We start from the raw sequence: 17436 nt of genomic DNA, 5'->3' as shown, positions 1-17436 counted from the left end.
CCCGGATGCCGGCGGTCGGAACCGCCACGACGATGATTTCCGATCCGGCCACCGCCTCCGGCAGGCCGCTCTCCGCCTTGAGCGCCGGCGGGAGTGCGGCACCCGGAAGATACCGCTCGTTCGTGTGCCGGCCGGCGATCTCTTCCGCCTGTTCCGGACGGCGTGCCCAGATCGTGCAGTCGTGTCCATTGTCGGCCAGAACCGTCGCCAGGGCGGTTCCCCAGCTGCCGGCTCCGAGTACCGTCACCTTCGTCATTGCATTCAAATCCTTTCAGTCATCAGCTGCGTTTTCGGGTGATGAGCCGGATCGGCGTCCCTTCGAACCCGAAGGCATCCCGCAGCTTGTTCTGCAGGAAACGCTCGTAGGAGAAGTGCATGATCTCCGGGTCGTTGACGAAGACGACAAACGTCGGCGGCTTCACCTGGACTTGCGTCATATAATAGATGCGGAGCTTGCGGCCCTTGTCCGACGGAGCCGGGTTCATGGCCACCGCATCTTCGATCACTTCGTTGAGGATGCTCGACTGGATCCGGAGCGCATGGTTTTCGCTGACCGTCTGGATGATCCCGAGAATCTGGAAAACCCGCTGCCGGGTCTTCGCGGAAACGTAGACGATCGGCGCGTAGTCGAGGAACTGGAAATTGTCCCGGATGTTTTCGGTCATCTTGTTCATCGTCTTCTCGTCTTTCTCGACGGCATCCCATTTGTTCACGACGATGATGACGCCCTTGCCCGCCTCATGGGCATATCCGGCAATGCGCTTGTCCTGCTCGCGGATGCCTTCCTCCCCGTTCAGGACGACGAGGACGACGTCGGAGCGCTCGATCGCACGGAGTGCCCGGAGCACGCTGTACTTCTCGGTCGTTTCGTACACTTTGCCTTTCTTTCTCATGCCGGCCGTGTCGATCACTTTGTACTTCTGGCCGTCATGGATGAAGTCGCTGTCGATTGCATCACGGGTCGTGCCTGCGACGTCGCTCACGATCACCCGCTCCTCATTGAGGAACACGTTGACAAGCGATGATTTCCCGACGTTTGGCCGGCCGATGAGCGAGAACCGGATGACGTCGTCTTCCAGCTCTTCTTCGGACGGATCCGGGAAATGCTTCGCGACTTCGTCGAGCAGGTCTCCGAGGCCGAGGCCGTGCGAGCCGGAGATCGGGTACGGTTCGCCGAATCCGAGTGCGTAGAAGTCATAGATCATATCCCGCATATCCGGGTTGTCGATCTTGTTCACTGCGAGGACGACCGGCTTTTTCGTCTTGTAGAGGATCTTTGCGACCTGCTCGTCCGCCCCCGTCATCCCTTCACGTCCGTTCACGAGGAAGATGATGACATCCGCTTCGTCGATGGCGATTTCCGCCTGCTGCCGGATCTGTTCAAGGAACGGCTCGTCCCCGATATCGATGCCTCCTGTGTCAATGAGGTTGAAATCATGGTTCAGCCAGTCCGCCGAACTGTAAATCCGGTCTCTCGTGACGCCTGGGATATCTTCGACGATCGAAATCCGTTCGCCGACGATTCGGTTAAAAATTGTCGATTTGCCGACATTCGGCCGTCCGACGATCGCTACTGTCGGTTTGGTCATTGGTTCCACCCTTCCGGAAACTTATCAGTTGAGTCCATCCGTCCGCGGGAGGCGGACACGCGGCTGAGTTTCCGCACCGCCTGCTCCGGCAGTTGCCGCCTGCCGCGTGATGGATCCGTTTCATCTCATGTCATTATACAACAAAACGGTGACGGCGCATCTATCAGCGCCATCACCGTATGTGTGTTCACCTTTTTGTCACTCGGAGAATCCTTTCAGCTTGTCGCCGATGACGTCGCTGATCGAGAATCCTTTGTTCTCCTCAGGAAGCTCGTATTCATCTTCGCGGACTTCCCTGCGGCCGCCGTCTTCCCTCGGCAGCATCTCTTTGATGGAGAGGGAGAGGCGCTTGTCCTGCTTGTTCACGTCGAGGACCTTCACCTGGACCTCCTGGCCTTCCTCGATCACTTCATGAGGCGTGCCGATGTGGTGGTGGGCCATCTGGGAAATGTGGACGAGCCCTTCGACGCCCGGGAACACCTCCACGAATGCGCCGTAGGAAACGATCCGCTTCACCGTGCCGGTGTGGGTCGAGCCTTTCGGGGCTTTCTCTTCGATGTCTTCCCAAGGTCCGGGCAGCGTGTCTTTGATGGAGAGGGAAATGCGCTCGTTGTCGCGGTCCACCGAAAGGACCTTGACCTGCACTTTGTCGCCTTCCTTCAGGACATCGCTCACTTGGTCCACGTGTCCGTGGGCGACCTGAGAAATGTGGACGAGGCCATCGACGCCGCCGATGTCGACGAATGCGCCGAATGAAGCAATCCGCTGGACCGTCCCGTCAAGCACATCGCCTTCCTGGATGCGGTCGAGGACTTCGCCTTTCATCGCTTCCTTCTCTTCTTCGATAACCGCGCGGTGGGACAGGATGAGCCGGTTCTTCTCCTTGTCCATCTCGACGATCTTGAATGTCATTTCGCGTCCCTTGTAATCGTCGAATGATTCCACGTAGTGGTCTTCGACGAGGGAGGCCGGAACGAAGCCGCGCACGCCGAGATCCACGACGAGGCCGCCCTTCACGACGTCCTTCACTTCGGCGGTGATCGTCTCGCCTGAATCAAACTGGGCCTTCAGGTCGTCCCATGCCGCTTCCGCGTCCACCTTGCGCTTGGAGAGCACGAAGTTTTCATTATCGTTTTCTACTTTGATGATGATGAGTTCCAGCTCGTCTCCGACCTGGACGGCATCGGACGCCTTTTCAATGTGGAGGCTCGACAATTCGCTGATCGGGATGACTCCGTCGAACGGCGCCCCCGGGATTGTCACCGTAACGGATTTGTCTTCAATTTTGTCGACCGTGCCGTTGACCCGGTCTCCTTGTTTGAATTCAAGAATCTCTTGGTTTTCCATATTTTGTTCCATGTTGTTCATCTCTTCACTCATGCCTAGTCCTCCTCCATAAAGGTTCCTTACACCATTTTATGCGAAACCGGTTATAAAAACAAAAAATTATGCTTATTCCGCCCTTTTTTCTCTTTCGATGAGCTCGGCGATGCGTTCCATGATGAGCTCTGCCGCTTCATCGGCCGATGCCCGGCGTTCGCGGTAAGGGGCCATGTCGATCGGCTCGCCGAAGCGGATTTTCACTTTCCGGAACGGCTTGTACTCCCCGATGACGGCACACGGGACGACGACTGCGTCGCCGCCCTTGAGCGCGAAAAACCCGGCGCCCGACATCGGTTTGCCGAGGCGCCCGTCCTTGCTCCGCGTCCCTTCGGGAAACATGCCGACCACCTGTCCGTCCCTCAAGAGATTGATGCCCGTCCGGATGGCGTTCCTGTCGCTCAGTCCCCGCTTCACCGGGAAAACGTGCAGCCCCGGAAGCAGGTTCTTGAGGACCGGGGCTTCGAACAGCTCGGCCTTCGCCATGAAATTGACGGGCCTCGGCGCGCAAATACCGACGGTCGGCGGATCGAGGAGGCTGATGTGATTGGCGCAGAGCAGCACGCCCCCCGTTTTCGGGAAGTTCTCCGTTCCTTTCACGTCCAGCCTGTAAAGGGGCTTCAAGACGCCGTAGACGACAGACTTGGCGAATTGATAAAAATCCATCAGTCCGCCCTCCCCTGCGCCAGGCGGATGATCGCTTCCGCGGCCTCCGCGATCGTCATGTCGGTCGTATCCAGGAGGGTCGCATCTTCCGCACGGACGAGCGGCGACACGGCGCGCTCGCTGTCTTTCTTGTCGCGGACCGCGATCTCCTCCGCCAACAGGCCGAGATCCGATTCGAATCCGCGGGCCAGGTTCTCAAGATGCCGGCGCCGGGCACGCTCGTCCACGCTCGCCGTCATGAACACCTTCAGCTCCGCATCGGGCAGGACAGCCGTTCCGATGTCGCGGCCGTCCATGACGACCCCCCCTTCCCGTGCCATCCGGCGTTGTTCCGCAACCATGTAAGACCGGACCCCCGCGTGGGCGGATACGGCCGACACTCCGTTCGTGACGGGCGCCGTCCTGATTACGCCGGATACATCCTCCCCGTCCAGGATGACCGTCTGTCCATCCGGGCCGGGCTTCAGCAGGATCTCCGTTCCGGGCAGAAGCGCCTCCACTTCCGAGGCCTTGTCCAAATCTATGCCCGCCCGGAGAGCCTTATACGTCATGGCCCGGTACATGGCTCCGGTATCAATATATGTATACCCAAGCCTGCCGGCGACAAGCTTCGCAATCGTGCTTTTTCCTGCGGCGGCCGGGCCGTCAATCGCAATCCGAATCTTCTGTTCCATCGTCAACTCTCCTCAGGTCAATTCGAATCCATTGTAACATAACGCCGACGGCCAGTTCGACTGCAATGAGACGTGCCGCAAAGCAGAGGGATTCTGCGATGCGGCACGCCTCGGTCGGGCTTATGAACGTTTCGGCTTGACTAATTAAAGTCTCAGCACAGATACACAACGTTTCACCTGAGATAAACAACGCTTCGCTTGAGATACGAAACGTTTCCCGCCCGTGCGTCAGTGGAGGAGTTCGCTTTTGAGGATTTCTCCTGTTTCGGTGTCCACCATGATGCGGTAGGTGTCTGTTCTGCCTCCGATTTCCTTCGTGACGATGAGGAGGTGGCAGAGCCGCTGGACGAGTTGCCGGTTTGCCGTGTAGGCCAGTTCGCTTGAGTGGACCTGTGTGCCGTCGGTGAAGAAGTTGTCCGGGTCGAACGGTTTGACGGGCTGTTCGCTGATGTCTTCTTTCTGGATGTACTCCATGGCGTTCACGCCGAGCACTTCCCCGTCGTCTTTCGCGAGCTTCAGCTGGATGCCGTCGGCGAACACTTTGGCGCCGTTCTTCGGATCGACCCGGACGAAGGAGAGGTGCCAGACGTTCGTGTTTTCGCGGGATTCCTCGAATACGAGATCTTCATAGCCGGCCGAACGGAGGAATTCGCCGGCCTTTTCGCGGACTTCCGCTTCGGTCATTCTTTCTTCGCCGGCCGGGCGCTCGACGAGCAGCGAAAGCAGATGGCCGCCTTTCTCGGTCAGGTCCGCATAGCCGATCCGGACGCCATCCTGGAATCGGATATGGAAGAACGGGTAGGCTGCGTCTTTCCCACTTTCGCTCACATGCACGGAAGCCTTGTTGTAGGCGGGGAACAATTCACGGAAAAGACGGATCGCCTCCTGCCGGTCCACCGGCTCGTCTTTCAGGTGCTTAAGGTCTTTTTTCTTCTGCTCATCGTGTTCGCTCGCAGTCAGCGGGAAATCTGACTCTGCATACGTCTTGACGGCATGTCCGAGATCCGTCCACCGCTTGTCCGGAACGTCGCCTTCCATCCGCGCGAACCACTCATCCGGCCCCGTCCCGCCGATGAACATGTCCTGCGTGGCGGCAGACCATTCGCCGGAAAACTCCGCGAGGTTCGACGCCGCATTGCCGAGTGCCTTCTCCCATTTCTCCTGGGGGATCGCCCCGCGTGAAGCCAGGTCCGCATAGTCGCCCAGACGCGTCAGGTAGTTCATCCATTCGCTGGAGAAATGCCGGTCGAGCGGCAACGACGATAGGTTGTTCTTCATTTCCGAAGACAGCCGCCAGATATTCCCGAGCGGCTCTTCTGCAGATGACGGGTCGCGGTACAGGATCACTTTCCGGACTTCCCGTTCGAGTTCGGTCAGCTGCTCGGACGATTCGGACAGCTTATCGGTGTATTGCCCGTTGAGAAGAAGCGTCAGTCTTTCATTTTCCGCGTGGGCACTCCAGGAGAATACCGCAAGGGCGACAGTCGCATAACTTAAAATGAACAATAGTTTTTTCATGTTGACCCCTCACAAGCAGAAAATGTGCTGCCCGATTTTTTTGATCTGCGGCCTCGACCAGATCCACTTGCTCGTCGCAGTGGCCGGGTTAAAGTAATAAATCGCGTTTTCAGTCGGGTCCCATCCGTTGATCGCGTCGATGACGGCTTCCTTCGCCCGTTCATTCGGCGTCAGCCAGATCTGCCCGTCCGCCACTGCCGTAAAGGCAAGCGGCTGGAAGACAACGCCGCTCACCGTGTTCGGAAAATCGGCATGTTCCACCCGGTTCAAGATGACGGCCGCCACCGCCACTTGGCCTTCATACGGCTCTCCGCGGGCTTCGCCGTAGACTGCGTTGGCCAAAAGCTGCACGTCCCGCTCGCTGTAGCCGGCTGGAAGGTTTGCCGACTGGCCCCCGCCACCTTTTTTCACTTGGTTCTCCAGAGGCGTTCCGCCAAAATGGGTGAATTGGTTGCCGGCCGCAATGTTGTCCATCACAAATTGTTTATGATATTTTGATACAGATGACAGTTTGGCTTTCGTCGCGCTTCCTGCCACCCCGTCAATCGGGAGCCCGTACGCTTCCTGGAACCTGCGGACTGCCCAGTATGTCCCGTAGCCGAACTTCCCGTCGATTTTCCCGTCGTACTGGCCGATCCACTGCAGCCTCGCCTGCAGTTCAATGACATCATCACCGAATGCGCCGCGGGCGATGTCCTGTTCGCTGAACGCCTGCTTGCCGGCAGGCACGGCGATCATGAGGGCCAGCAGCAGTGCGAGAAGCAATGCCGGCTTTCTGCCCGGTCGTTTGCGATACACGGCATTTCCTCCTTTCTCCGGTAGGTTGTGCTCAATCTGCCCGAATATGAACAAAAAAATCCGACCGGAGTCGGATTTTCGCTGGATGCATGGAATTTTCACCGGCTCTGCCGCCGGTCCTCGATATACTGGTCGATCGCGAGGAGGTGCGCCCGCTTCACTTTCGTCAGGGCAAACCACCAGAGGAACAGCATGAACGGGATGAGAAGATAGAGATTGTAGGAGCCGCCGGCCTGCAGGATGGCATTGTAGATAAAATGGAGGCCGAACGAGCTGAGAAGAGACAGGAACAGCATCGGCCGTGTCGAGGCCGCCGGAACGAATTTGGCCTGGCCCAGATAATAGCCCATGACGACGCCGAACAGGGCGTGGCTTGAAACGGGAAGCAGCGCCCGGAGCAGCGCTTCATCGAGGCCGAACGTCAACAGGTAAAGGACATTCTCGACCGTCGCAAAACCGAGCGAGACGGAAGCGCCGAACAGGATCCCGTCGTATGGATCCCGGAAATCGACGTGCCGGTAGACGACGATGAGGAGGACAAACCATTTGAAGAATTCCTCGAGCGCGCTCGTGAAGATGGCGTCCCGGAAAAAGACCGAGTGGAAGACCCCCTCCTCTTCGAAGACGTACTGGATGAACAGGATCGGGAACGTCAGAAGCATGCCGTATATGTAAGAATGGAAAAGACTTCGGGAAGGTTCTTTCTGAATTTGCTTCCTTAGATAAAAATAGCTGAACAATGCCAGGCCGGGGGCGATGGCCACCGTCAGCAGCATGAACATGGTTCGCCCCCCTTTCTTCAGGCATCATGCCAAGTATAACACGGCCCCGCCGTCCAGGAGGTACGATTTATTGAAAAAGACATTGTTGCTGATCCATACAGGCGGCACCATTTCCATGACGACCGATGAAGCGGGCGCGGTCTCGCCGGCACTCAACAATCCGCTCATGGGCGAGATTGCAAAGCTCGGCGTGCTCGACGACATCATCGAAATCGAGGCGTTCAATCTTCCGTCGCCGCATATCACCCCGGAACATATGCTTGAGCTGAAGAAACTCATCGAGAAAACCGCGCTGGAGCAGACGATTGACGGAGTCGTCATCACCCACGGGACCGATACGCTTGAGGAGACCGCCTTTTTCCTGGATCTGACGCTCAGCACTGATATGCCCGTGGTGCTCACCGGTGCGATGCGGAGCGCGGATGAGATCGGTTCGGACGGGGTGCATAATGTACTGACGGCGATCCGGGTCGCTTCATCCGATGAATCCCGGGACAAGGGCGTACTGGTTGTCTTGAACGATGAGATCCATACGGCGCAAAATGTGACGAAGACCCACACGTCAAATGTGAATACCTTCCAAAGTCCCCAGTACGGCCCGATCGGACTCGTGACGAAAGGCCATGTCCATTTTCATCATGCGCCGCTTTACCGGACGCATTTCCGAATCGATGAGATCGGCCGGTCCGTCGCTCTCCTGAAAGTGTATGCCGGAATGGACTCGGAATTCCTTATTCACTCGGCGAATGCCGGATATGCCGGCGTCGTGCTGGAAGGGCTCGGCCAAGGGAACGTTCCGCCGTCCGTCCTGCCCGGCATCCGGAAGCTGGTCGCAGAAAGAATACCCGTCGTCCTTGTATCTCGCTGCTTCAACGGCATTGCCCAGCCGGTCTATGGCTATGAAGGCGGCGGACGGATGCTCGAAGAGGAAGGCGTCATCTTCGCCCACGGTCTGAGCGGCCAGAAAGCCAGGCTCCAGCTTCTGATCGCCATTTCCGCGGGGCTCGGCATGGACGGGATCGCCGAGTCATTCAGAGGGCATTAAACCAGCAAAAAAAGACGGACAGCCTGCAATTCCTGCAGCTGTCCGTCTTTTAATTGCCGGTGTAGTCCACGGCTTTTTTCGCGATCATCGCGCCGTGGAAGCGCCCGTTTTCGATGAAGATCTCGTTGGCATTGTTTCCGGCCGCGATGACGCCGGCGATGAACAGGCCGGGGACCGCCGTCTCCATCGTCTCCGGATTGAACAGCGGCCGCCCGGATTCCTCGTCGATCCCGATGCCCATGGCTTTCAGGAAAGAGTGGTCCGGATGGTAGCCCGTCATGGCCAGCACGAAGTCATTCGGAATGGCGTGGCGGCCGGCCTCGTCCTCGAGGATCACTTCTGACGCGGTGATTTCCACCGGATGCGTGTTGAACTTCATTTCGACTTCGCCGTTCCTCACGAGCGCGTCGAATTCCGGCAGCACCCAGGGCTTCACGCTCGGGGAATACTCGCTGCCGCGATAAGCGACCGTCACCCGGGCCCCCGCCTTGTGAAGTTCAATGGCTGCGTCCACGGCGGAGTTCTTCCCTCCGATGACGAGCACGTCCATCCCGAAGTACGGGTGGGCTTCCTTGAAGTAATGAAAGACTTTCGGCAGGTCCTCGCCCGGAATCCCCATGAAGTTCGGATGGTCATAGTAGCCGGTCGCGACCACGACGACGGGCGCCTCGTATTCTCCCTTGTCGGTGTTGACCAGGAAAGAGCCGCCTTCTTTTTCAACGCCGGTGACCTTCTCGAACCGGTTGACGCGGAGGGACTTGCGCCTGACGACTTCCCGGTAGTAGACGAGCGCTTCATTGCGCTTCGGCTTCAGATGCTCCGTGATGAACGGCACGTCGCCGACCGACAGTTTGTCGCTGGAGCTGAAGAACGTCTGATGGGTCGGATAATTGTAGATGGCGTTGACGACATTTCCTTTTTCGATGATCAGCGGACGGATGCCCGCGTCTTGCAGGGCGATGGCCGCCGCGATCCCGCACGGCCCGCCGCCGATGATGATGGCTTCTTCAGATATCATGTTCCTTCACCTATTTCCGTTCCTTTTCTGCCCGCAGCCTGATGATATGGCACTCTGCAGGCGCCCCCAGCCTGAGCGGCAGAAGCGTGGTGCCGTATCCGTTGCTAATGAGCTTCACTTTTCCATTATCGGCCTCGTATGCCCCTTTTTCAAGCATGCCGAACTTGCCGAGCCGGATCTGTCCGCCGTGGGTATGCCCGGCAATGCGGACTGCGGGCTCCCGGTCGACGCCGAGCATGCGGAAAACGGTCGGAGAATGGCTCACGAAGACGACGGCGTCTTCTCCCGAAATCCCGTCAAACGCCTTTGCAATGTCGACATTATAAGAAGATGTATCGTCCGTGCCGACGAGCATCCACCTCGGCCCCGTGCCCGGCAGCCGAGCCGAGCTGTTGTCAAGGACCGACCCGCCGACAGAGGCGATGCTGTCACGGATCAGCTCTTCCCCGGCCTCCCGGTCATTGTTCCCCCATACGTAATAAACCGGCCCGAGGCCGGACAGCCGCCTGACATTCTCTCGGATCCGCTCCGCCGGAACCCCGCCTTCCGCAAGGTCCCCTCCGATGATGACGGCATCGAACGGCCCTCCGGCTTCCCGGATGAGTGTTTTCGTCACACGTCGCCTATGAATGTCAGAAATAAAAAAGAGCGTCGGCCCGCTGCCTTCCCGGCAGGCCGAAACGACGGCGTCATGGCGCCGGATGGTTGCGTGTTTGGCATTAGCGGCCATATAGCCGAGCAGGACGGCCGTTGCCGCTGCCGTGCCTGTTATTAGTTGCTTGATCGTCTGAATCACTCCCAGTCTGGCCTTTGCCCGGTTGCCGGGCAATAAACGAAATCCATGCTTCCAGTCTATGCCGCTGCGCCCCGTTTCGATCGATGGCTTCCGCGGCACGGCCGGCACAATTGCCGAACCGCCTGATGGTTATAGACGGCTTCAACTTTGCAAATCAAAACAGGGCGCACATTGAACGCCCTGAACATTAGTATATAAGTTTCCGGGCAACAAAAAAAGGCAAAGGTCAGTGCCCTTGCCCATCGGATATTCCGGACCAATCAATCCTCATTGATATGAAGCACTCGGAATCCGGTCTTTTCCAGATGGTTCAGGAATTGATCCAGATTGCCGCTTTTTTCAATCTTCAGGACAATCCGTCTGAGGAGCTTGTCCGTCTCGTCGAAAGTCACGAGCGAAATGACCGACTCGTGATGTTTGTTCAGCAGTTCTCCGAGGCGGGCGATCCGGCCTTCCGTCTCCACGGAAGTGAACGTGATGCGGACACCGCTCCGTTCCATGCCGAACGCGCTTTTGATGGTCTTCACGATATCCGGCCGGGTGATGATGCCGAGGAACTCGTCCCCTTCAGTCACCGCGATGATCGGAAAGTCACTGATCTCCAGGAAGGACTTCTCGAAAACGTCGTCAAGGGACAGCGTGATGTCTTTTCGGATGATGATATCGGAAAGCGGCGTTTCTTCCAGGTAGGCCTGCTTGTCCTTGCCGGAATGGAAATAGGCTTCATAAGTCAAGTACTGGTTGACGATTCCGCAATACCGGTTTCCGTCCAACACCGGCAGTGCGTCGATGTCTTCTCTTCTCAGAAGCTCGAGCACTTTCGACAGCGGTTCACCGATCTGGACCGTCACGCATTTCTTTTTCGGTATCATGACGCTTCTCACAAACATGCCAGCACCTCATCCCGTGATATTTTCCTGCCTGATTAAAAGTTTCGATGCACTTATGCAAATTCCCTTTTTTCGGCTTCCTAATCACGGAATGGTCAATGTTTGCCCGACAGAGATCTCGTTTGAAGGCAGGCCGTTCGCCCGCTTGATCTTGTCTACGCCGTCACCCGAACCGTAGTAGTTGACCGAAATGCGGTACAGAGTCTCCCCGGCTTTGACCGTGTGGGATCTGGCGGCTTGATTGGCTTTCTCTTGCTCCTCGCGCTTTTTCTGCTCAGCGGCACGCTGCTGTTCTTCGCGTTTCTTCTGCTCGGCCAGCTGCTGCTCCTGTTTTTTCTGTTCGGCGAGGCGCTGTTGTTCCTGTTTCTTCTGCTGTTCGATGCGCTGTTGCTCTTCCTGCTTTTTTTGTTCTTCGAGCTGCTTCTGCTCTTCCTGTTTCTGTTTTTCTTCCTCTGCTTTCTGCTGTTCTTCCAGGCGCTTCTGCTCTTCGAGGCGCTGCTGTTCGGCGCGTTTTTTCTCTTCTGCGTCTTCCTTGTCTTTATCGGAATCGGCGGCTGCGCCTGCAGCTTCCTCTCCATCAGGGCCCGATCCTTCTCCGGATACGGATGTTTCGATGCCTACATCGTTTTCAATGGACGCGGCGTTTCCGCTGTCGATCGGATCATAGAAGTAATATACATAAATAAATAGCGAAGTCGGAATAAGCATGAACAGAATGAGCAGTGTATTGATCAGCCATCCGCCGCGGTTTCTCTTCTGCTTCTTCGGTTTCGGTTGCTTGTCTTTCCGTTTTTCGGAAGACGGTGCTTTCCTGCCGTGCAGTTCCGCCCGCGTCAACGGCTTGTCCGGCTCACCGGCATTGTCGCCAACCGAAATTTCCTGACGGTGCTCTTCGAACTTCTGCCTGTAGTCGTCTGTCGCCATGGCCGTCTCCCTCCATCATTTGGTCGTACTCATATTATGCCGAATGATGTCGGAAATGTAAACGCCATTAGGAGGACGCGACGCCGAACAACCGGTCGATCCTCTCCTGCCAGTCGAGCAGCGCCGGGCGGTTCCTGGCCGCCGGCACGGCATTCGCCAGAAGATCAGCCGGAAGACCGCAAGCCGAGCAGCAGACAACGTCCGTTCCCACCGGCCTTGCGCCGAACAGGTTCAGCAGTCTTTCCCGGATGCAGCCGTCCCCTTCCGCGAACCGGATCATCTCCCCGATTTCACGGGACTTTCCGGCTGCCAATTCTTCCATTCTTCCGGCGGCGCCGTCCGCCCCTTCTTCCGCGATCCAGTAGGCGGCGACCCGGACCGCCGTTTCGGACAAGCCTGCCCGTTCCCCTGCCTGTTCGGGCGGTTCCCCGTTGTTCATGCACTCCGCCAGAAACCGCACAGCGGCCGGATCGGGCAATTCATCAAGCGAGATGAACACCGCCGCGTCCGCATCCGACGGGGAATAAAGCAGGGTGGCCAGCGACTGTTTACCGTCCCGTCCGGCCCTGCCGATCTCCTGGATATACTGGGCGGCGGACGGCGGGAACTGATCGTGGATGATGCGGCGGACGTCCGGTTTGTTGATGCCCATGCCGAATGCGTTCGTCGCGCAAATCCATTCCAGTTCGCCGTTCAGGAACTGCTGCTGGACGAGCATCCGGTCATCTTTCTCCATGCCGGCGTGGAACGCGGCCGCCGGAACCCCGTCCGCCCGGAGGAGTCCTGCCAGCATCTCCGCCCGCTTCCTGGACTGGACATACAGGATCCCCGGCCCGGAAGCCCGGGAAATCTCCCTCCGGATCCATTCTGTTTTTTCCTCCCGGTCTTTGAGCGGGATGATCTGGAGGGCCACATTGGGCCGGTCCGGCGGATGGATATATTTGGCCGGCGAGTGCATCATGAGATAATTTTCGATATCCCCGATCGCCTTGTCGGAAGCGGTCGCGGTGAGCGCGAGGACGGGCGGTCTTTCACTGAACCCTGCAAGCCATTCGCGGAGACGCAGATAATCGGGCCTGAAATCAAATCCCCACTGGGAGATGCAATGGGCTTCGTCCGCGACGATATAGGCGAGGCGGAGACTCCTCAGGCGTTCGGAGACATGGCGCTGCATGAGCATTTCAGGCGAAGTGAAGATGAACCGGTATTGATGAAGATTGCGGAGCACGGCCGATTTCTCGCCGGGCGTCAGGAAAGAATTGAGCGCGGCCACGCTTTTCTCCCCTTCGCGCTTGAGCTGGGCGACCTGGTCTTCCATCAGGGACAGGAGCGGAGACACGATCAGGACGGTCCCGCCCGTCAGATGCACGGGCAATTGGTAGCAGAGCGACTTCCCGGCTCCGGTCGGAAGCACGGCGATCGTGTCGCGGCCGGCCAGGACCGACCGGATAACCTCTTCCTGCCCCGGACGGAACGAATTATATCCGGTGATGCGTTTCAGCAATTGGGTGAGCTGTTCTTGACTGATCGTTTCCATTCCCGTCCTCCTTTCCCATGCGGGCGAGCGTGAGCCGGAGCTGGAAATAAGAGAGGCCCGGGAACTTCTCTTTCAGGAGGCTCAGCTTCCTCGTCCCGAGCCGCTTCATCTCTTCCGCCACAGCCGCCGCTTCTTCATCCGGCACAAACCGGCCGAGGGGGAACAGCGGATCGTTGATGGCGATTTCAACGAAGTGGTCCTCGATGGTGCTCATTTTCAGTCTGCGCCTCGCAGCGATCTCCTCCATGCCGAGTCCGTTCCGGTACAGCTCGTCCGTCTTCCTGGCCGATCCGGTGAGGGGGCTGTCCGGCCTGATGCCCTCGGCCAGCGCCGTCAGGAACGGGAACTTCCCGCTCTCGATCCCGCCGAGCCAGATGTGCAGCGACTCCACCCATTCCACTTTCAGGTCGATGACGTCCATGCCGGAAGCTTCGGACAGCTGCATCCAGGTGAGACCGGTCAATCCTTTTCCGCTCAGCCGCCCTGCGAGCCGGCCGAGGCGGCCGTCATCCATCCCGGTGTCCCGCAGGCTCGAGACGACCTCATCCCGGACGGCGGCGGGCGACGCGTTCCGGAGGGCGGGGAGGAGAACCTTCCTCACGTCCTGCTGGATCGCCGGATCATTCGTCACCGGCACAAAGCTGCGGTCGCCTGTCTTGAGATGGGAAATCGTCTGGACGGCGAGTGCCAGCCGTGCGAAGAAGATCCGCTCCCTTCCCCGGTAGACCCACCCGTTCAGACGGCTTTGGGGAAGGCGGTCGGCCCGTTCCTTCCCGCTTGCCGTCAGGCTGACGAGGCCGCCGTCCGACTCCCGGATCGCGTCTTCCCCTAGGAGCCGTCCGTACGCAAGATCAAATTCCGCGTTGCTCAAAGAGGGCAGCATCCCAAAAAACGGATGCAGCCCGTAATATTCCGTATCTTGCAGCGTCTGGCCGGAGCGTTTCCCCTTCATAAGGTGAAATGCGGCGTGTTTGTACCGTTCGCCGTCCAGCCGGCTGATGATGGCGAGTAAAATCTCGTCAAAGCGCATCCCGGGCCTCCAGTTCCATAGTTTCTTCCGGTTGATAAGTGCCAAAAACAGCATTAGAATGAGAGAGGAATGTTCGGATAGAAGAGAGAAGGAGAGACCACGATGCCGAAGTTCACGATTGTTGACCAGGATACTTGCATAGCATGCGGGGCCTGCGGTGCAGCCGCCCCTGATATATATGACTACGACGATGAAGGGCTGGCCTTTGTTATCCTTGATGATAACACGGGGACTGCCGAAGTTCCAGAAGAGCTCGTCGAGGATATGGAAGACGCATTCAACGGCTGCCCGACCGATTCGATCAAAGCCGCGGACGCCCCGTTCGACGGGGATCCGCTGAAATACGAAGGCTGAGCCGCGCTCGCGAAACCGGCCGCTCCCATCACGGGGGCGGCCGGCTTTTATTTATTTAAGGCCTCTCTCGCAGAAGAGACGTTCTATTCCCGTCAAGTTGTCGCGTTTCAGTACAGCTAATTAACGTTTCGGCTTAGCTAATTAACGTTTTGGCCAAGATAAACAACGTTTCGCCTTAGATACACAACGTTTTGCTCGAGATACACAACGTTTTGCCCTAGATACACAACGTGTCAGCTTCCCGAGTCAACTGATTCATTTCGAGGCTCTCTGAGCGTATCTTCCACCGGATGCACACCCTTTGGTCCCGGAAGAGTCCAAACGAAGCGGCAGTGCCCGGCACGGAGCGTCACGGTCTATTCTTCCACACTCTTCCCGACGAGAATACCCATGCCAAAAAACCGCCCGGGGCACCTTCTGCAGGTGCCGCCGGGCGGTCTGTTTGGATTGGACGTCATGACTGGTGGACGGCGCGCTGTTTCTCGATCCATGTCTTCATGCTCCGGAAGAGAAGCAGGACGATGCCCGCCAGGATGATGCCTTTTAGAATATTGAACGGCAGGATGCCGAGGACGACCATGGAGTACAGTTCATTCCCGTTCATAACCGGGAAGTTCATGAACTTCGTGTAGAGCGGCAGGAACAGGACGTAATTGAGCAGGCTCATGCCGACCGCCATTGAAAGCGTGCCGAGGATCAGTCCCGTCGTCATTCCTTTGGCGTTGGAGAGCCGGTGATAGGCCCACCAAACCGGCATGATGAACAGGACGCCGGTCGTGAAGTTGGCGATATGCCCGACCGGAACGCCGGTCGGGCTGCCCGCGAACAGCCAGTCGAGCACGTTTTTGAACAGTTCCACGAGAATGCCGGCAGCCGGTCCCATCGTGATGGCCGCGATGATCGCCGGCACTTCACTGAAATCGACTTTCAAAAATGCCGGGAACGGCGGAAGCGGGAAATTGAACAGCATCAGGACAAACGAGATGCTGCTCAGCATCGCAATGGCGATCATGGTGCGCAAACGGTTTTTCTTCATGTTCCTCTCTCCTTCAGTTGATCCACTTCAACGAAGGAAGGACGGCTGCCGGGCCGCGCCAATATAAAACCCCCGAGCAAAAATGCTCAGGGGAGAAAGGCAAGCCCAAACAGGCGTCTCCACAATACTGCGGAAACAGCCGTGCCTTCACCTTCTCCCATCCAGACTGTACTGTCGGCTTTGGAATCTCACCAAATCCTGCCTTGCGGCTCGCGGGCTTAGGGGCAGCCGCCCCATCACCGCCGGTCGGGAATTTCACCCGGCCCCGAAGATGAATCAGATCTTATTGTGTGTGCATCTCTATCATACGAAAAAGTCAGCGGATTGTAAACACTTCCGTACCAGGAGGGTTCCTAGCGCCGGACCGAATTCTGCCCGCTGAATCCCCGGCCCCGGTTCTTCCGCTTCCTGCGGCGTTTCGGCCAGAGAAACGGCAAAGATCCGACCAGGACGGCCAATAAGACTGTCACAACCGAAATGGTGACTTCTTCACGCAGGAGAACCTCGATATAATCCATAAACTCCATCCCCGGTATGAACGCATTATACGGCTCACCGGGATCATAGCTGATTTTGATTTGATCCCCCGGCTGGTACTGCTTGTATGTATGATAGGTGACGCCTTTGAGAAGCTCGAGCGATTGCCCCGGATCGGCTTGATAAACCAGCTGCAGATAAAAGTCATGGGTCGCGTACCTGCCCGGATTATAATCGATCTCCTTGTCGGAGACGAGCGCCTCATCCGTCAAATAACCTTGGCCGAACAGCTTATCTGCACCCGTGCCGATTGCCGACTTCATCTCTCCGAAACCGAACATCAGCACCGCCGCGACAATCCCGAACAGCAGGATATACATCACGCCGCCCGCCAGGCGGTCCAGCTTTTTTTCTATTTTTCTCAGGAACCGCCTGACCGCAGGGATGCGGGACAGGAGCCAGAGGATATAGCCTGCCGGATAGAGGCTGAACACCGCCAGTAGGATAAAGAAGATCAGATCCTCTTCATTCATCGAACTTTCCGTCATGTAGTCGCCGTTAATCTTATAAACTTCAATTTTGTCGCCCCTGCCGGTTGTTTCAAACTGTTCCCTTCCGACGCTGACACTCTTCGCCGGCCCTTCATCCGGCTTGCCGAGTCCCGGATCATCAATCTTCAGCGAATAGCGGGTGCTGCCGATCAGATCCTTCGTGACGCTTTTTCCGAGAACCACCTTCTCTTGCGGCACCGGCTCCCGGTCCTCCCTCTCTTCGAGGAAATCCTCCACGTTCGAGTAGTTCACGAACAAGAGAAAAATGAACGCCAGGAATGCAAAGATCTTTCCTTTTGAAGGGGCTCTCCATCTTTTATTTTCGCCTTCTTGCATGAATACACCATCCCCTGCCAAAGTCCTTCTAGGTT

At 57.5% G+C, this 17436-nt stretch carries 18 protein-coding genes and 1 riboswitch; of the genes, 2 read left to right on the top strand and 16 right to left on the bottom strand.

All coding sequences use genetic code 11. The features are described 5' to 3' along the window. The 8 genes from BN1189_RS11805 to prsW all read right to left on the bottom strand — a co-directional run. A partial coding sequence (locus BN1189_RS11805) for an NAD(P)-binding domain-containing protein (RefSeq protein ID WP_040228305.1) occupies positions 1 to 256 on the bottom strand: 256 nt, incomplete at its 3' end. A gap of 22 nt (positions 257 to 278) precedes the next feature. Next, the gene (gene der, locus BN1189_RS11800) at positions 279 to 1589 is read right to left on the bottom strand and encodes a ribosome biogenesis GTPase Der (RefSeq protein WP_040228302.1); all 1311 of its coding nucleotides are present in this window, start codon (positions 1587 to 1589) and stop codon (positions 279 to 281) included. A gap of 198 nt (positions 1590 to 1787) precedes the next feature. Further along, positions 1788 to 2969: a 30S ribosomal protein S1 gene (gene rpsA / locus BN1189_RS11795; RefSeq protein ID WP_040228301.1), complete on the bottom strand. Its 1182-nt coding sequence runs from the start codon at positions 2967 to 2969 to the stop codon at positions 1788 to 1790. 72 nt (positions 2970 to 3041) lie between these two features. Next, entirely contained in the window at positions 3042 to 3635 is a 594-nt protein-coding gene (locus tag BN1189_RS11790) for a lysophospholipid acyltransferase family protein (RefSeq protein ID WP_040228300.1), read from the bottom strand. Next, positions 3635 to 4309 (bottom strand): (d)CMP kinase, encoded by a 675-nt coding sequence (cmk, locus tag BN1189_RS11785; protein WP_040228297.1) that lies wholly within the window; start codon positions 4307 to 4309, stop codon positions 3635 to 3637. Before cmk ends, BN1189_RS11790 begins: the two co-directional genes overlap by 1 nt. A 228-nt stretch (positions 4310 to 4537) precedes the next feature. Beyond that, on the bottom strand, positions 4538 to 5827 hold the full coding sequence (locus BN1189_RS11780; protein ID WP_040228296.1) for a PepSY1/2 domain-containing protein: 1290 nt from the start codon (positions 5825 to 5827) through the stop codon (positions 4538 to 4540). 9 nt (positions 5828 to 5836) lie between these two features. Continuing rightward, the gene (gene sleB, locus BN1189_RS11775) at positions 5837 to 6565 is read right to left on the bottom strand and encodes a spore cortex-lytic enzyme (RefSeq protein ID WP_052455834.1); all 729 of its coding nucleotides are present in this window, start codon (positions 6563 to 6565) and stop codon (positions 5837 to 5839) included. Between the two features lie 158 nt (positions 6566 to 6723). Beyond that, a complete protein-coding gene (gene prsW, locus BN1189_RS11770; RefSeq protein WP_040228293.1) occupies positions 6724 to 7407 on the bottom strand; it encodes a glutamic-type intramembrane protease PrsW in 684 nt (227 codons plus the stop codon). Positions 7408 to 7477: 70 nt separating this feature from the next. Between prsW and BN1189_RS11765 the strand changes: the two genes are divergently transcribed. Beyond that, positions 7478 to 8452: an asparaginase gene (locus BN1189_RS11765; RefSeq protein ID WP_040228292.1), complete on the top strand. Its 975-nt coding sequence runs from the start codon at positions 7478 to 7480 to the stop codon at positions 8450 to 8452. Between the two features lie 49 nt (positions 8453 to 8501). Here the strand turns inward: BN1189_RS11765 and BN1189_RS11760 are convergent, their stop codons facing one another. The 6 genes from BN1189_RS11760 to BN1189_RS11735 form a co-directional block, all read right to left on the bottom strand. Beyond that, the gene (locus tag BN1189_RS11760) at positions 8502 to 9470 is read right to left on the bottom strand and encodes a YpdA family putative bacillithiol disulfide reductase (protein ID WP_040228289.1); all 969 of its coding nucleotides are present in this window, start codon (positions 9468 to 9470) and stop codon (positions 8502 to 8504) included. 10 nt (positions 9471 to 9480) lie between these two features. Further along, positions 9481 to 10266 (bottom strand): metallophosphoesterase, encoded by a 786-nt coding sequence (locus tag BN1189_RS11755; protein WP_052455831.1) that lies wholly within the window; start codon positions 10264 to 10266, stop codon positions 9481 to 9483. Positions 10267 to 10526: 260 nt separating this feature from the next. Next, entirely contained in the window at positions 10527 to 11156 is a 630-nt protein-coding gene (locus BN1189_RS11750; RefSeq protein ID WP_040228288.1) for a CBS domain-containing protein, read from the bottom strand. A gap of 84 nt (positions 11157 to 11240) precedes the next feature. Then, positions 11241 to 12080: a LysM peptidoglycan-binding domain-containing protein gene (locus BN1189_RS11745; protein ID WP_040228286.1), complete on the bottom strand. Its 840-nt coding sequence runs from the start codon at positions 12078 to 12080 to the stop codon at positions 11241 to 11243. Positions 12081 to 12147: 67 nt separating this feature from the next. Further along, positions 12148 to 13617, bottom strand: coding sequence for a RecQ family ATP-dependent DNA helicase (locus BN1189_RS11740; RefSeq protein WP_040228285.1), 1470 nt, complete (start codon positions 13615 to 13617; stop codon positions 12148 to 12150). Next, a complete protein-coding gene (locus BN1189_RS11735; RefSeq protein ID WP_052455830.1) occupies positions 13559 to 14647 on the bottom strand; it encodes a helix-turn-helix domain-containing protein in 1089 nt (362 codons plus the stop codon). The genes BN1189_RS11740 and BN1189_RS11735 overlap by 59 nt, the downstream gene beginning before the upstream one ends. Positions 14648 to 14749: 102 nt before the next feature. Between BN1189_RS11735 and BN1189_RS11730 the strand changes: the two genes are divergently transcribed. Then, positions 14750 to 15001: a ferredoxin gene (locus BN1189_RS11730; protein ID WP_040228284.1), complete on the top strand. Its 252-nt coding sequence runs from the start codon at positions 14750 to 14752 to the stop codon at positions 14999 to 15001. Between the two features lie 454 nt (positions 15002 to 15455). Here BN1189_RS11730 and BN1189_RS11725 read toward each other — a convergent pair whose 3' ends face one another. After that, complete coding sequence (locus tag BN1189_RS11725; RefSeq protein ID WP_040228282.1) at positions 15456 to 16037, bottom strand: ECF transporter S component; 582 nt, start codon at positions 16035 to 16037, stop codon at positions 15456 to 15458. 145 nt (positions 16038 to 16182) lie between these two features. Continuing rightward, a riboswitch (FMN riboswitch) is annotated at positions 16183 to 16314 on the bottom strand. Between the two features lie 76 nt (positions 16315 to 16390). Next, positions 16391 to 17401: a hypothetical protein gene (locus BN1189_RS11720; RefSeq protein ID WP_040228281.1), complete on the bottom strand. Its 1011-nt coding sequence runs from the start codon at positions 17399 to 17401 to the stop codon at positions 16391 to 16393. Between the last annotated feature and the right edge of the window lie 35 nt (positions 17402 to 17436).

This window comes from Bhargavaea cecembensis (genome assembly GCF_000826125.2).
Classification (GTDB): Bacteria; Bacillota; Bacilli; order Bacillales_A; family Planococcaceae; genus Bhargavaea; species Bhargavaea cecembensis_B.
The sequence above is the reverse complement of the archived record's forward strand: the minus strand, read 5'-3'. Positions and strand labels throughout refer to the sequence as shown.